The sequence below is a fragment of the Microvirga sp. VF16 genome, from assembly GCF_016864375.1.
In the GTDB taxonomy this organism is placed as follows: domain Bacteria; phylum Pseudomonadota; class Alphaproteobacteria; order Rhizobiales; family Beijerinckiaceae; genus Microvirga.
In genome coordinates, this window is record NZ_CP069354.1 from 3,914,649 (window position 1) to 3,929,191 (window position 14,543).

Here is a 14,543-nt window from a genome sequence, read left to right on the forward strand (position 1 = left end):
CTTGACGAACGCCCCTGCGGCCGCTTCCATGCGCGCGCCATCGACCCTGTTATCGCCCGTGACTTTCAGACGTGTCCCAACCGCCTTTCTCATCGTCTACGCGCTGCTGCTGGCGCTGGGACTGGGCTTGAGCTCGGCCTATTGGGTCATGAATGGGAATCCGCCCTTCGGCAGCCTTCGTCTCGGCCCGTGGCAGGCCTGGCCGAAGCTCGGCTCGCCCGAGGCCGATCCATATATGCGCGCGATCATCGCCCGGCGCAGCGACGTTCCGCTGGCCACCGGCGAAGGGCTAGGCTTCACGGCGAGGACGGACAGCGAAGGCCGGCCGCTCGACTCCGCCTGCACGTACAACATCGGCGCGGTCGCACCTATCGCGCGCCTTTGGACGCTGACACTGTACGACCGCGACGGACACCTGCCCGCAACCGAGCTAGGACGCAGAAACTTCACCTCGGCGGAAGTGCTCCGGGACTCGCAAGACCGTTTCACCATTGCCCTGTCCCGTAATCTGCAGCCGGGCAACTGGCTCCAGCTCCCGGCATCCGGACCCTTTACCTTGGTGCTGCGTCTTTACGATCCTCCAGGCGCTGCCGGGGCAAACCTTGAAGAGAGCGACTTTCCCCTCATCCAGCGCGTGGAGTGTGGAACATGAGAGGCTTCGGTCGTTTTCTGATCGCCACCCTCTGCGGCATTGTGATCGCAGCGGGCGTTCATATCGTGGCCATCCTCGCAAGCCCTTACCTTGCCGAGCAGGATGCCTTCGCCAAGGTCCAGACCACGCTGACCGCCGACAAGGCGCAGATCATCAGCGCACCCGGCGGTGAGGACACCTGGCTGTCGAGTCCCGATCCGGCTATCGCTGTGGCGGCTTGCGCCTTCGATCTCCGCAACGGCCCCATGCGCATCGCGGCCCGGACGGGACCGCTCCCGTTGTCCTTTTCGTTTCACAAGGAGTCGGGCGGCGTGTTCTTTGCGGTCACAGACCGCGCAGCGGTGCGCGGCGAACTCGAGATCGTCGCCATGACCGCCCGTCAGCTCGATGAGGCCCGCGCAGCGGAGGACGAGAACGATCCCTCCCGCGATGTCAGGATCGTCGCGCCCGAACAGCAGGGCTTCGTCATCGTGCGCGTGGCTGCTCCCACACCGAGCCTCCGGCCACAGGCGGAAGAGGCCGCAAGGGCCGTGTCCTGCATGGCCGAGCAGGACGCATAACGACCATGCGCTGGCGCTCCATGACGCCCGAAGATCTGCCTCAGGTGCAGGGTCTCGCGGATACGATCCATGTCAATCACCCGGAAGACTTCGAGGTTCTGGCCGAACGGCAGCACCTCTATCCGCCGGGCTGCTTCCTGCTGGTCGAGGACGGGCAGACGATCGGTTATGCGCTCACCCATCCCTGGCGCCTGGGTGAGCCGCCGCCCCTGAACGAGCCGTTAGGGCAACTCCCCGACGACGCCACGACCTATTACATCCATGACGTTGCCCTGCTGCCGGCTGTGCGGGGAAAAGGGGCTGCGGCCCGGATCGCAGACATGCTGATCGCGCATGCGCGCGAGGCGGGTTTCAGCAATCTGTCGCTCGTCGCCGTCAACAGATCTCAGGCATTCTGGGAGAAAGTCGGCTTTCGCGTACTGGCCATACCGGGCCTGGAGGCGAAGCTCGCGGGCTACGGGCCGGATGCCGTGCTCATGATGCACGATCTGGCAAGCCCGATACGTGACGCCTAACAGCGTCTCATCGTCATGAAAATCACTATTGAATTACGAGCGTCGACGTCCAGGACTGTTGGAGGCCAGTGGGCGGGAAGGACCTGGATTGGGAGAAGGCCTCTCATAGCGAACGCCGGTGAAGAGCAGGATCTCGCCCCTGGGTTCATCTGCGGACAAGAGCGGGCGCTGTGGCCGCTCCGTGCTATCCGGGAATGCGATCACCACTCCCGGTGATCTGGTCCAGATGTCTCGCATTTTGCCCTCCTCTATCGTGCCGCGGACTGCCTCGACGACTGACTCACAAAAGGAGACGTATGGTTAACAGTTCGTTTCCGCCGGGCTCTGCACTGGAGAAAATTACTTACCCTGACATGAAAACAACAATCACTGTCGCGCTTCTGTTCCCCGGCGGAGCGCTTAAAATCCAAGGCGTTCACGCTCGTTAAAGATGCGCTAAGGAGCGGCCCCTAGCCTTCGGCCGGTTGCGTTGAAGCGAGTTCGAATATGGCATCCTCTGTAAATCCGGACCTCTGGTTGGACCTGTCGGGTTTCGGATCATCGGACGGCGGTCCCGATGCGCGCGCAGCTCTCCTGAAAGTGAATGCTGAAATGTTCGTCGCCGCCCCGGCGCGCGACCGTGAGAGCATCGAAACCTTCGAGGCTCTCGTTCTGGGCTTCCTGCCGAACACCCACCCTGCGACTCTGCTCGACCTCGCCCGCATCCTGGCTCCCTGTCCGGACACGCCGGCTTCCATTCTCGATTACCTGGTGCGGCATTCATCCGATGTGCGCGACCTCGTACTCGACCACCCGACACAGCGGCCTCTGCCGGATACCAGACAGCTTGCGACACCCGACGGGCGGCTGCGCCTCGCGTCACAGCCGGATCTCGATGCGACGACGATTCAGAAGCTGCTGGCGCTGAGGGAGAGCGCAGTCGAAGATGCGCTTGCAGCCAATCCAGCCTTTGCTCCCGACACCGCACTTTTCGCGGATCTGCTGCGGCGGGCGCGCCATCGCCCAGCCCTCGCACGCATTCTTCTCGAGCGCGCCGATCTTCCGACAGCCGGTCAGGCCTCTCTTTATCTCGCAGCCAATGTCGAGCGCCGCGAAGCGATCGGAGAACGTGTCGCAACATCCCTCGCAAGCCGGCGTGTGAGTCTGTCCTTCAATCTGACCGAGCAGGATCTTACAGACCTCCGAGCTGCAGGTCTCAAAGGCGATGACCGTCGGTTGGAAGCTATCCTGACTACTCTCTTCGGTTTCCCACCATCGGTGGAATGGCGCATTCTCGAAATCGGACGCCATCGCCTTCTCGCTCTGGCCCTGAAAGCTCTGGGCGTGACGCAGAAGGATGCGCTCAAGATCTTTCTGACCCTGCATCCTGCGCTGTCGTACCCACTTTCCGTCATCAAGGAATTGGCGCGGGAAATGCGAGATGTCCCAAGCCCGGTCGCCCTTGCTCTCGTCGAGACCATTCTGGGCGTGAAGACTCTCTCAGGTGAAGCCCTCGCATAGATTGTAGCCCAGTCGCTGGGCGCCCTCACCTTAAGAGCGATAGGCAGGACGGATGCCGGCTCAACAGGATTTCTGCTAAATTCGGCATCTTCGCAGTTTGCCTGGAGGGTCGGATGTTCCTGCAGACGATCAAGGAAGAGCAAGCAACCGGTCGGGTGGCCGAAATTTACGAGAGGCAAAAAGCGCAACTCGGTTTCGTCATGGAAGCCGCCAAGTGCTTCACGGCCCGGCCCGATCTGCTGCCGATCTATACCGATTTCTCCGACAACGTCCGCGCCAGCTTCTCGCTCGGCCTGCGGGAATGGCGTCTGATCACGCTGATCGCAGCAAAGCACATTCCCTCGACTTATTGCTCCCACGTCTACAGCAAGCAGCTCATCGAGGATCTCGGCTCGAAGGAAGCTGTGCTCGCCGTCCAGCGGGATTTTCGGAAAGCCGGCCTGTCGGACAAGGATGTTGAGATGCTGGCCTACGCAGAGGCAATCGCGCAGGACGCATCGCGGATCGCCCAAGCCGATATCGACCGCCTGCGTTCGGTCGGATTTTCCGATCAACAGATCTGCGACATCGCCCTCTGCGCCGCCTTCCGCTGCTACGTCAGCCGCTTCTTCGACGCCGTCGGCGCGGGCACCGAGGCCGCCTTCATCGACAACGATGTGGAATTTCGAAGCACCATGACGGTCGGCCGCCCCGTCTAGCGCATCGTGCGGACCCAGAGGACCGCGTCAGCGACCCAGAGGGCCACGCCAGTGAAAAGTGGCCCCGGTTTTTCCGCGCTCAACGATGCACCAGGCAGAGGGAGGGAGCAAAGCCGCCCATCCTCCAGACAGGCGATCCCCGGCTTGAGCCAAGCTTGCAAGCCGCTTCGGCTCTCAATTCCTCAGCGCGAACTTAAATGATGATCAACATTTATTCTTGCATTTAAATTATGATCATCATATATACGCATCACGATCTTCCTTGATGGAGAGGACCGATGCGCGTCAGCCGGGAGCAGGCGGATAAGAACCGTGATCATGTCATCGATGTCGCCAGCCGCCTCTTCAGGGAGCGGGGCTTCGACGGCATTGGCATTACCGATCTGATGAAGGAATCCGGCCTCACACACGGCGGGTTCTACGGGCAGTTCAAGTCGAAGGATGACCTGAAGGTCCAGGCGAGCCGTCGCGCCCTGTCCAGAAGCAAGGACAGATGGGCCGAAGTCCTAGCCGAGACACCGAACGACAAGCTTGGCGCTCTCGCCCGCCTCTACCTGACGGATACTCATCGGGACCGGCGCGGCGAAGGTTGCGCGCTTGCGGCCCTTGGCGGAGACGCTCCGCGCTCCTCTCCCGAGCTTCAGTCCGCCTTTAGGGAGGGCATCGAGGGATATCTGGAGCTTCTCGACAGTATCGTGCCTGCATCGTCCGGCGAAGCCCGGCGCAACAAGTCGATCGTGACTCTGTCAACCTTGGTCGGAGCCCTCGTCCTGTCACGTGCAGTCGGGGATGAAGCGCTCTCGCAGAAGATCCTGTCGGCCGCTGCCGACGAAATCGCGGCCAAATCGGAATAGGCGGCTCAGCGGACGATCCGTCCCCGCACATCCTGCAGGAGAACACTTGTGTCCATCATCGAGACGTTATCGACCAACGTGGCGGAACCCGCGGCAGAGCGCAAATTGATGGCCGGACGTCTGGTCCTGCTAGCAGGATTGGCCGCCATTGGCGCGCTCTCCACCAACATCATTCTTCCTTCCTTTCCATCGATCAGCGCAGCGCTGAACGTTCCAGCGCGCGATCTCGGCCTAACGCTCTCGAGCTTCTTCATCGCCTTCGCCATCGGACAGCTGTTCGTCGGCCCGTTGTCCGACCGCTACGGGCGGCGATGGTTCGTGCTCGGAGGTCTGACGATCTTCATCATCGGCAGCGCGATCTGTGGCGGAGCCGAAAGCTTTCCCATGCTGATCGTCGGACGCATCGTTCAGGCGCTCGGTGTCTGCGCGGCATCCGTTCTCTCCCGTGCCATCGCGCGCGACCTCTTCGATGGCGAAGCCCTTGCGAAGGCGCTGTCGCTGACCATGGTGGCGATGGCGGCCGCACCGGGCTTTTCCCCTCTCATCGGCAGTGCACTCGATGCGCAGTTCGGCTGGCGTGCGGCCTTCATCGTGGTTGGTGCTCTAGGTGCCTTCCTCGCGGCTTATTATGCGCTTGGGGCAGGCGAGACGCACCCGGCTGATCGCCGCTCGGCAATCTCGCTCTCCGCCACGTTGCGCGCCTATGGCCAACTTCTCGCAGACGTCCGATTTATTCTGCCGGCGCTTGCCGTCAGCCTCATCATCGGCGGACTCTATGCATTCTTTGCCGCGGCACCTGCCATTCTTATGCTGAGCCTCGGCCTCTCCGCGCTGCAGCTCGGTCTGTTCTTCGCCACAACGGTCTTCGTCGTGTTCGCCGGTGGGTTGCTGGCGCCGCGGCTTGCGCACAGATGGGGAGCGCGCTCCATCGCCATCATCGGCATCGTTCTGGCGGTGCTCGGCGGCAGCTTCCTGCTTCTCATGAGCGGAGCGCCGACCTTCTTCGGCTTCGCAGCGGCGATCGCGGTCTTCCTCCTCGGCATGGGGCTGGTCAATCCGCTCGGCACGGCGATCACGCTGCACCCGTTCGGACGGCAGGCCGGTTTGGCCTCCGCACTTCTTGGCTTCCTGCAAATGGCCTGCGCGGCCACCGGCACTGCCCTCACCTCGGCTCTTCCGCTGTCGCCAGTCGGCGCACTGAGCGTCATCCTCACCGGCGGCTCAGCCCTTGCCCTCATCGTGTTCCTCCCTAAGCGTGGAAAGGCTTAAACCATGCGCTATAAGCTCTTCGGTCAGCATACGGGTCTTCGTGTTTCAGAACTCGTTCTCGGCACCGGCAATTTCGGCACGCGCTGGGGTCATGGCACCGAGCCGGATGAGGCCCACCGCATCTTCGACGCCTATGCGGAGGCCGGCGGCAATTTCATCGATACGGCGGACAGCTATCAGTTCGGGCAGTCCGAAGAAATTTTAGGCGAGCTGCTGCAAAGACGGCGCGATGATTTCGTCGTGGCGACGAAATTCACGCAGCGCGCCAATCCGAAGGACGGCATTCTCGTCACCGGCAACAGCCGCAAGGCGATGGTGTCCTCGGTGGAGGCGAGCCTCAAGCGTCTGAGAACCGATCACATCGATCTTTACTGGGTGCATTACTCGGACGGTGTCACACCGATCGAGGAGATCGTGCGCGGCTTCGACGATCTCGTGCGGGCGGGTAAGATTCTCTATGCGGGCCTCTCTGATTTCCCCGCCTGGCGCGTAGCGCGCGCTGCCACCATCGCGGAATTGCGCGGCAGCGTTCCCATCGCCGGGCTGCAGGTCGAGCACAGCCTTGTCGAGCGTACGACCGAGCAGGAACTCATCCCCGCCGGTCAGGCCCTCGGCCTCGGCATCGTCGCATGGTCTCCGCTCGGCGGCGGCATGCTGACCGGCAAGTATCGGCAGGGAGAATCCGGCCGCGCGCAAGGCCTCGGCGGCAAGGTGTTCCAGGCCGAGAATTCCGCGCAGCGCAGTGCTGTGCTCGACACGGTGATCACGGTGGCGGAAGAGCTTGGCGCCACGCCGGGCGAGGTCGCCATCGCTTGGGTCGCCGCCAAGGGCTCGCTCCCGATCATCGGACCGCGCACGACGGCGCAACTTGAGAGCAATCTCGCGGCGGCGAAGGTCAAGCTGTCTCCTGAGCAGATCACACGGCTCGACGATGTCAGCAGCCTCCCGCCGGTCTTCCCCTACTCGATGATCCATGAACCGGGAACACAGCAGCGCAGCGCCGGCGGCAAGTTCGACCTGCTCGACCGTCCTACGGTTCCTGTCGCTTAATCTTCCACGGCGAGGTCGAGGAAGTGGCGCCCTGTCCTGTCGTCGACCTCCACGAGCCAGAGATCAGGATCGAAGCGGAGCTCGCGCGCCATGCGCTCTTCCACATCGAGCGGCATCACAGCTTTCAGGATCGGCGAGAAGAGTCGCTCGCCGCTCTCGTCGAGGAAGAGCTGAGGCGCAGGACCATAGAGGCTTGCGGTGCCGTCGAGCTGGTCCACTTTGACGAAAACGGCACCGGCTTCCGCGGCGCCACGCTTGCGCAGAGCCGCTTCGACTCCCTCCACCGAGCAGCGGCGCAGATAGGCAGACACCCAGAAGTCCGAGCGGAGGCGGGACACTACTGAACCGCGATACCGGATGCAGCGGAAAGCTCACGGGCTGTCCGCGCATTCAACTCGCCAGTGACGGGCAAGCGACGATCCTGCTCGAAGCGCTCGATGGCCTGTCGCGTGCCGGAGCCCATCAAACCATCCACCTTCACGCTGTAGCCCAGCCGCGCAAGTGCGCGCTGGCCTGCGAGGACGATATCGCCAGGGTCGGAACGGCCCACATTGGCGGGCGGCGTCGGCACGGGGCCGCCCATGCGGATCATATCGGCGATGGGGTCGCGCGCAGCGCTTCGCACCGGTGCAGGCGCTGGCGCGGCGGGGGCCGCCTGCGGGGCGCGGGCTGGCGGTGTTGCCGCGGGAGCAGGCTGCCCCCCATTGCGGATCATCTCCGCGATGGGGCTGCGCGCAGGCGCCTTGGGCGTAACGACAGTAGCGGCCGGCGCCGCCTCCGGAACGGGATGCGCGGCGGATTCGTGAGCAGCCGGCGCGGAAGCCAATCCCTCCGCGGATTGCGCTCCCGGACGCATGGGCGGCAACGGCTGAAACGTGTCGCCCTCGACCTCGGGCGCTGGCTCCGGTGCTAACACGATCTCTCGCGTGTTGAAGAGCGGCGCAGGATGACGGCTACTTTGCAGCGCCAGCGCGTTCCAGGCGATCGCGCCGCCGCAGCCGGTCAGGAACAGGGCGGCGAGGATCTGGCGCGGATGGCTGAAGACGAAGGTGGCCGCCCTCTCGCCGATGCCCGGCCTGCGCGGCGGCTTGGCGGTGCGCTTCTGCGCCGGCCGCGCCGGAGCCTTCCGACGGACGACGGCGGGCAGGTCGAGATCGTCATCGGGATGATCGACAAAAGCTTCACGCAAGGGAGTCGTTTCCGTCTTCGAAGAATGATGTCGTTTTGGTCCGCGCGTCCTGCAAGACAAGACGGCAAGGCACCGTTTCTTGTCTTTCTCACGGCAAAGCCTGACAGAGCGGGTTTAAGCGAAACCTAATTGCTCTGGACCTCGCGGCGGAGAGAAACCCGGAAGAGACGCGCACAAGGAGGAAGGGCAAGCAAACACGATAAATTACCTATATTTTTCAATAGTTTGCGGCGCAATGGTCCTGGCAATGTTTTGTTCATCCTGTTTCCAGATTCCTCGCTCCCCTCCTACGCGGCACTGCCTGCCTACGTTATGGTGCTGCATCATTCCTCGTTTCAGGCAACCGGCCGCCTCATGTTTTCGATCCTCCGCTTCGTCCTTATCGTCGGCGCCATCTTCTACTACTCGCCGGTGCGCCAGCAGGGCGAGGGTACGGCTGCGATCGAGGCTTTCTTCACCCCTAGGAAGAGCGAACCGGCCGTTGCCGACCCCGTTCCCGCAGGAGACAAGCCCGGCCATCTCGAAACCGTGTGGAAGGCCCTTCCCGACAGCGCCAAGCAGGCCGTGGTCGACAAGATCCTCACCACCTCGGGCTTTCCCGTTGCCGGCACTACCAAGTCTACGGACACCCTGCGGCCGGAAGACCGCGAGCTTGCTGCGTCCAAGCCTCGCACCTAGATTTGGCGCCTTCCATCGCCAAACGGCGCGGCGATGATTATATGACAGGCAGACAACACAGGTTTGCCATGCTGCCGACAATCGACGAAATCGTTTCCAACTTCGAACTGCTCGACGAGTGGGAGGAGCGGTATCGCTACGTCATCGAGCTCGGCCGGCTCATGGAGCCGTTGCCGGACGAGGCCTATAACGACGTCAACAAGGTCCAGGGCTGCGCCAGCCAGGTTTGGCTCCAGGCCGATCTCGATTCCTCGAACGGTGAACCCGTGCTGCATCTGCGCGGCGACAGCGACGCCCACATTGTCCGCGGCCTCGTCGCCCTCCTGATCTCGCTCTACAACGGCAAGACGCCCTCCGAAGCCCTTTCCACCGACGCCCTGGCCCTGTTCAAGGAACTCGGCTTGTCGGAGCATCTGACGCCGCAACGCTCGAACGGCGTCAGATCCATGGTCGAACGCATTCGCCGCGATGCGCAGATGGCCGTGGCGACCTCTTAAACCCGCCCGCCTTCGATCACCACCGCCTGCCAAGCACGGATGCCGCGCGATGCGGCCGGGCCGCGGGCTGAAGCCTCGATGCCGTAATGCTCGGCCAACCGCGCCAGGGCAAGTCTCACCACGATTTTGGCTGAACGCGGCGGCCATTGCCGCTCACGTTCGATCTGCTCCAGGCCTTTTAAAAAGCCGCAGAGATCAAGGAGCAGGTCGCTGAAGTCGCCGCCGATGGCATCGAAGGCGTTGCGCAGGCGCTGGCGGGCGGCGACCATGCGGTCGGTCGCCTCGCCCGGCGAGACGGGCCCACCGCTCTTCGGCATGCCGTCCCAACGGGCCGTCACGCCCGGCATCAACCCGGCGAGCATGATATCGGTCCGCAGACGCTCGCCGGCCTGATAGGACGCCTTATCGATCATTGGCTCGCCATCACGCCCCTTACGGCGGCGCAACCAATCGAGCGGGCTCTCGTCCGCGTCCACGCGCACTCGCGTCGCTCCCGCCTCCGCCTCGACGGTGGCGAGATCCGTCTCGCGATGCTGGTGAAAGAACGCCATATCGGCATCAGGCGCCGACGCACGGCGTAGACGGGCTCCGCCTGCCTTCGTCAGCAGCAGGGTTTTCCGCCCGGAGGTAGCCTTGTCCCAATGGCCGAGATCCCGGCGTACGAGGGCCTCCGCCGCGGCATAGGCAAAGCGCCCTGCCCCCACGGAGATTCCCGACCGGCGCCTGTGGACAAGCACGCTTGCCGGGTCCGTCGGATCGACGATGGCCCAGGTCTCCGGCTGCGCGAGCGCTGACAAGAGCCTTCGCGCCTCCCTGGACAGGGAATCGCCCGCCACATGTCCGGCCGTCGCTCCCGGTTTGCCGCTTTCGTTCCGCCTCCGCCTCTTCGAATGGGTCTCGTTCGGAGCTGAAATCCTTGGTGCGGCAATACTTTGATGAACCGCATCGCCGTCTTCAATGTTCATGTTTTGTTCCTATAAATAAACTAAGGAAGGGTTACCCCTTCCAGTCTCGATAGTGGGGGCATATTCCTAGTTGTCAACGAAGATTCAAAACTGTTGATAAGAGCGAGGATAAGTCGGCCGGCAGGCGACCGCTCCCCACAAAGGCCGCAAAGGTCCTCCGCCTTTTCAGGCGAAGGACCGAGCTTGAATCAGGCGGCGGACGACAGCTTCAGCGAGCCAGGCTCGGAGCCCTGCGCGAAGGGAAAGCCTTCGTCAGCCCAACCCGTCATGCCGCCGAGCATGAGTTTGACCGGGCGGCCGAGCTGCGACAGCCTTAAGGCCGCGCGATCCGCGCCGTTGCAGTGCGGCCCAGCGCAATAGACCACGAACAGCGTGCTCTCGGGCCAAGTGGCCATGCACTCCGCCGTCATCTCCCGATGCGGGAGATTGAGCGCGCCGGGCACATGGCTGCGCGCATATGCGTTGGGACCGCGCACATCGAGGAGCACGAAATCGACGGGTCCGCCCGAAAGGGATTGGTGCACGTCGGCGCAATCCGTCTCGAACGATAGGCGACCTGCGAAATGCTCAGCGGCCCTGGACGGCGCGGCAGCGGGAATGGCGGCGACGGTACTCGTTGGCATGACAACCTCCTTGTGAAAAAGCCGTCGCCAGATTTCCCGGAAGGCGTCATGGTGGAAAGTGGCGCTTCTGCCAACAGACGTAAACATCATGCCAAACCGCCTCGTCGTCGCCCTCGCCTATGACCGTTTGAGCACCTTCGAATTCGGCATCGCCGTCGAGATCTTTGGCCTGCCCCGGCCCGAGATGGGCCCGGATTGGTATCGCTTCGCGGTCTGCGCCATTGAGCCCGGTCCGTTGCGGGCCATCGGCGGCTTCCAGATCATGGCGGATGGCGGGCTCGAATTGCTGGATCAGGCGGACACTATCGTCATCCCCGGCTGGCGCGGGGCCCATAGTGAGCCTGTCCCCACAGTGCTGATCGAAGCTCTGAGGAAGGCTCACGATAGAGGCGCGCGCCTCATGTCCATCTGCTCCGGCGTCTTTGTACTTGCCGCGACAGGGCTTCTGTCTGGCAGGCGCGCGACCACGCACTGGCACCATGTCGAAAACCTTTCGACGATCTATCCTGATATCAAAGTCGAGCCAGATGTTCTCTATGTGGACGAAGGCAGGGTTCTGACCTCCGCTGGCAGCGCGGCGGGCATCGATCTCTGCCTGCATGTCGTGCGTGCGGATTTCGGACCCGAGATCGCCAACCGCCTCGCCCGCCGCCTCGTGGTGCCGCCCCATCGCGAGGGCGGCCAGGCGCAATTCATCGAGCGACCCGTGCCGCCGGCCCGCGAGGGCCTCCGGTTTGCGCCCCTCTTCGACCGTATGCGGGCGCGCCTTGGCGAGGAACAACCGGTCGCGGAGCTGGCTGCGGAAGCGGGGATGAGCGTGCGCACCTTCCTGCGCCGCTTCAAGGCGGCGACCGGCCAGCCGCCGGGGGAATGGCTGCTCAACGAGCGCCTGGTTCGCGCCCGGGAATTGCTGGAAACCACAAGCCATTCCATCGAGAGCATTGCGGATGCGACCGGCTTTGGCTCCGCGGCCACTCTTCGCCACCATTTCCGGGCGCGGCTCGGCACGAGCCCTGCCGCCTATCGGAGCCGGTTTGCTCAAGCAGCCGACAGGCAGGCCTCAAAAAGCAAAAAGCCGCCCCTTGGGGCGGCTGATTTCAGCCTTGAAGGCTGACCTTAGCTGCTGCTGCGCGAGGAGCGGCGCTTACGGCGCTGCTGGCCGAGGCCCATTTCCTTGGCGAGCTCCGAGCGAGCCTTGGCGTAGTTGGGAGCCACCATCGGGTAATCGACGGGCAGAGCCCACTTCTCGCGATACTGCTCGGGGGTCATGTTGTACTGGGTGCGCAGATGGCGCTTCAGCGACTTGAACTTCTTGCCGTCCTCGAGGCAGACGATGTAATCCGGCGTGACGGACTTCTTCACCGGGATTGCCGGCTTCGGCGCCTCAACAGGCGCTTCCACGGTGCCGCCCCCGACACGCAGAAGAGCCGAATGGACGTCGTTGATCAGGGTCGGCAGGTCGCCCGAAGGAACAGAATTGTTGCTGACGTAAGCCGAAACGATATCCGCAGCCAACTCAATGTAGTTCGAAGCAGCGATGTTGTCGCTCATTTTGATTTTCTTCCTTTCCGGCCCGTTCGAATGGCTCAAAAAAGCATTTCAACCTATATTTGAGCATTCTTGTCTGAAGCAATGCTTGCTTCTTCCTTGAGCCGCACCGTACTTGCACAGAAATCGTGCTCGCTCGTCCAAGTATGGCAAATTCAGCCGTATTGCAAGATGTGCAAAAGGAAAACTTTGGAAAACTTCGTATCAACTATCACTGTGCAATAAACCTACGTTGAACAGTTAATGCCTTCAGCCATAGGTTAAGGCTTTCATCACATAAATTTCATCATTCCGATCCGAAGAAGTAACTAGAAAGGCACCTGTTTTGGACGATTGAGGGCTTTTAAGCCCGACATGGACCTGCCGTGGGAAATCCCGGTTATCTGTGCATAATCCCCTTCTTGATGATTTGACCGGACGATTTCATGAATATTGAGCGCCCTCCCTTCCATCCCCAGCCAGCAACCCCCAGCGTTCCAACCAAACCGCATGCTGTCGAAATAGTCGGCCCTGAACAACCCACAACTGATTGAGGTTGAAGGATTCTTCGTCTTCGCGAAGCATTGTAGAATGCCAGCATCTGGGGACTGACCCGCTTAAACTTGGTGTTTTGCCATGGGACCCAAGCCGACGCTGCCGAGCTCCGGCGATCTCTACCGCAGCCGTCTCGATCAGATCCTCGATCCCCGCCATGAGTTGTTCCGGCTCGCCGGTCTGATCGACTGGCACCGCTTCGATCACGAGTTTGGCCGCTTCTATCGCCCGCTCGGACGGCCCGCGAAGCCGACGCGCCTGATGGTCGGGCTGTCGTATCTCCAGCACACCTTCAACCTCTCCGATGAGGCGGTGGTGCAGCGCTGGATCGAAAACCCTTACTGGCAATGGTTCTGTGGCTGCGAGTACTTCCAGCATGAGCTGCCCTGTGATCCCAGCTCGCTCACCCGCTGGCGCAAGCGGCTCGGACCCGACGGACTGGAGAAGCTGCTGGCTGAAACGATCCAGGCCGGGCTGGAGAGCGGCGCGGTGCGGCCCTCCAGTTTGGAACGGATCAGCGTCGACACCACGGTGCAGCCGAAGGCGATCACCCATCCGACCGACGCGAAGCTGTACCTGAAGGCAGTACTGGCTCTGGTGCGGCAGGCCAAGAAGTGCGGTCTCAAGCTGCGGCAGGCCCACACGCGTTTGGCCAAACGCGCGGCCGTGCAGGTCGGGCGCTATGCCCATGCCCGTCAGATGCGGCGCATGCGCCGCGAACTGAAGCGGCTGAAGACCTATCTCGGGCGCGTCTACCGCGATATCGCCCGCAAAGTCGCCGGGGATGAGGTTCTCTCACGTCGGTTTGCTCCTCTGCTTGGCCTGACGGAGCGTCTTCTGATGCAGGAGCGCACGAGCAAGAACAAACTCTACAGCCTGCATGCGCCCGAGGTGGTGTGCATCGCCAAAGGCAAGGCGCATCGGCCGTATGAGTTCGGCAGCAAGGTCGCACTGGCGGTGACCAACCGCGAAGGGTTCGTGCTCGCCTCCAAGGCATTGGAGGGCAATCCGTATGACGGCCATACGCTCACCACGACAATCGATCAGGTCGTGGCCATGACTGACGTGGAGCCCGCACGCGTTTACGTCGACAGCGGCTATCGTGGGCATGATTATGCCAAGACGGATCGGGTGTTCATCACCCGGCAGCGGCGAGGGCTCACCCCGACGATCAAGCGGGAACTGCGACGCCGATCCGCGATCGAGCCGATGATCGGGCACATGAAGGCGGACGGGCGACTGGGACGCAGTCACCTGCTCGGAGCGGCCGGGGATGCGATGAATGCGCTCCTCGTGGCGGCCGGGCACAATCTCAGACTGATCCTGAACTGGCTCAGGCTTTTTGTCGCCTGGCTCATGGCAGCCCTGATCAGTTCATCCGCGCAATCGGATCCTTCTCAGGTCGCGTGAA

General features: G+C 62.6%; 17 protein-coding genes. 12 read left to right on the top strand and 5 right to left on the bottom strand.

Features of this window, described 5'->3' with window-relative positions:
• Position 1 precedes the first annotated feature (1 nt).
• The 8 genes from JO965_RS18270 to JO965_RS18305 all read left to right on the top strand — a co-directional run bounded on the left by JO965_RS18270 (position 2) and on the right by JO965_RS18305 (position 7,098).
• Complete coding sequence (locus JO965_RS18270) at positions 2 to 652, top strand: DUF1214 domain-containing protein (RefSeq protein ID WP_203440444.1); 651 nt, start codon at positions 2 to 4, stop codon at positions 650 to 652.
• Positions 649 to 1,212 carry a hypothetical protein gene (locus tag JO965_RS18275; protein ID WP_203440445.1) on the top strand — a complete coding sequence of 188 codons (564 nt, stop codon included), beginning with the start codon at positions 649 to 651 and terminating at the stop codon, positions 1,210 to 1,212. Before JO965_RS18270 ends, JO965_RS18275 begins: the two co-directional genes overlap by 4 nt.
• 5 nt (positions 1,213 to 1,217) lie before the next feature.
• On the top strand, positions 1,218 to 1,727 hold the full coding sequence (locus tag JO965_RS18280; protein WP_203440446.1) for a GNAT family N-acetyltransferase: 510 nt from the start codon (positions 1,218 to 1,220) through the stop codon (positions 1,725 to 1,727).
• A 486-nt stretch (positions 1,728 to 2,213) separates the two neighbouring features.
• On the top strand, positions 2,214 to 3,227 hold the full coding sequence (locus JO965_RS18285; RefSeq protein ID WP_203440447.1) for a hypothetical protein: 1,014 nt from the start codon (positions 2,214 to 2,216) through the stop codon (positions 3,225 to 3,227).
• Positions 3,228 to 3,340: 113 nt separating this feature from the next.
• On the top strand, positions 3,341 to 3,925 hold the full coding sequence (locus tag JO965_RS18290; RefSeq protein ID WP_203440448.1) for a carboxymuconolactone decarboxylase family protein: 585 nt from the start codon (positions 3,341 to 3,343) through the stop codon (positions 3,923 to 3,925).
• 278 nt (positions 3,926 to 4,203) lie between these two features.
• Positions 4,204 to 4,779 (top strand): TetR/AcrR family transcriptional regulator, encoded by a 576-nt coding sequence (locus tag JO965_RS18295; RefSeq protein ID WP_203440449.1) that lies wholly within the window; start codon positions 4,204 to 4,206, stop codon positions 4,777 to 4,779.
• Positions 4,780 to 4,827: 48 nt separating this feature from the next.
• Positions 4,828 to 6,048: a multidrug effflux MFS transporter gene (locus JO965_RS18300; RefSeq protein ID WP_246776612.1), complete on the top strand. Its 1,221-nt coding sequence runs from the start codon at positions 4,828 to 4,830 to the stop codon at positions 6,046 to 6,048.
• A gap of 3 nt (positions 6,049 to 6,051) precedes the next feature.
• On the top strand, positions 6,052 to 7,098 hold the full coding sequence (locus JO965_RS18305; RefSeq protein ID WP_203440450.1) for an aldo/keto reductase: 1,047 nt from the start codon (positions 6,052 to 6,054) through the stop codon (positions 7,096 to 7,098).
• On the opposite strand, the gene JO965_RS18310 is transcribed toward JO965_RS18305, so the two are convergent.
• Together JO965_RS18310 and JO965_RS18315 are read right to left on the bottom strand one after the other, a co-directional pair.
• On the bottom strand, positions 7,095 to 7,436 hold the full coding sequence (locus tag JO965_RS18310) for a DUF1491 family protein (RefSeq protein ID WP_203440451.1): 342 nt from the start codon (positions 7,434 to 7,436) through the stop codon (positions 7,095 to 7,097). The genes JO965_RS18305 and JO965_RS18310 overlap by 4 nt on opposite strands.
• Positions 7,436 to 8,287 carry a peptidoglycan-binding domain-containing protein gene (locus tag JO965_RS18315; protein WP_203440452.1) on the bottom strand — a complete coding sequence of 284 codons (852 nt, stop codon included), beginning with the start codon at positions 8,285 to 8,287 and terminating at the stop codon, positions 7,436 to 7,438. The genes JO965_RS18310 and JO965_RS18315 overlap by 1 nt, the downstream gene beginning before the upstream one ends.
• 354 nt (positions 8,288 to 8,641) lie before the next feature.
• Between JO965_RS18315 and JO965_RS18320 the strand changes: the two genes are divergently transcribed.
• Positions 8,642 to 8,965 carry a hypothetical protein gene (locus JO965_RS18320; protein ID WP_203440453.1) on the top strand — a complete coding sequence of 108 codons (324 nt, stop codon included), beginning with the start codon at positions 8,642 to 8,644 and terminating at the stop codon, positions 8,963 to 8,965.
• Between the two features lie 41 nt (positions 8,966 to 9,006).
• The gene (locus JO965_RS18325) at positions 9,007 to 9,462 is read left to right on the top strand and encodes a SufE family protein (protein ID WP_246776613.1); all 456 of its coding nucleotides are present in this window, start codon (positions 9,007 to 9,009) and stop codon (positions 9,460 to 9,462) included.
• Here the strand turns inward: JO965_RS18325 and JO965_RS18330 are convergent.
• Together JO965_RS18330 and JO965_RS18335 are read right to left on the bottom strand one after the other, a co-directional pair.
• Positions 9,459 to 10,427: a DUF6456 domain-containing protein gene (locus JO965_RS18330; RefSeq protein ID WP_246776614.1), complete on the bottom strand. Its 969-nt coding sequence runs from the start codon at positions 10,425 to 10,427 to the stop codon at positions 9,459 to 9,461. The genes JO965_RS18325 and JO965_RS18330 overlap by 4 nt on opposite strands.
• 188 nt (positions 10,428 to 10,615) lie before the next feature.
• Positions 10,616 to 11,050 (bottom strand): rhodanese-like domain-containing protein, encoded by a 435-nt coding sequence (locus JO965_RS18335; RefSeq protein WP_203440454.1) that lies wholly within the window; start codon positions 11,048 to 11,050, stop codon positions 10,616 to 10,618.
• 88 nt (positions 11,051 to 11,138) lie between these two features.
• On the opposite strand from JO965_RS18335, the gene ftrA reads away from it, so the two are divergent.
• Positions 11,139 to 12,164, top strand: a complete 1,026-nt coding sequence (ftrA, locus tag JO965_RS18340; RefSeq protein ID WP_203440455.1) for a transcriptional regulator FtrA — start codon at positions 11,139 to 11,141, stop codon at positions 12,162 to 12,164.
• 2 nt (positions 12,165 to 12,166) lie between these two features.
• Here the strand turns inward: ftrA and JO965_RS18345 are convergent, their stop codons facing one another.
• Positions 12,167 to 12,601, bottom strand: a complete 435-nt coding sequence (locus JO965_RS18345) for a MucR family transcriptional regulator (RefSeq protein WP_036352441.1) — start codon at positions 12,599 to 12,601, stop codon at positions 12,167 to 12,169.
• Positions 12,602 to 13,213: 612 nt separating this feature from the next.
• Here JO965_RS18345 and JO965_RS18350 point away from each other — a divergent pair.
• Positions 13,214 to 14,542 (top strand): IS5 family transposase, encoded by a 1,329-nt coding sequence (locus tag JO965_RS18350; RefSeq protein WP_203440456.1) that lies wholly within the window; start codon positions 13,214 to 13,216, stop codon positions 14,540 to 14,542.
• The last annotated feature ends 1 nt before the right edge of the window (position 14,543 follow it).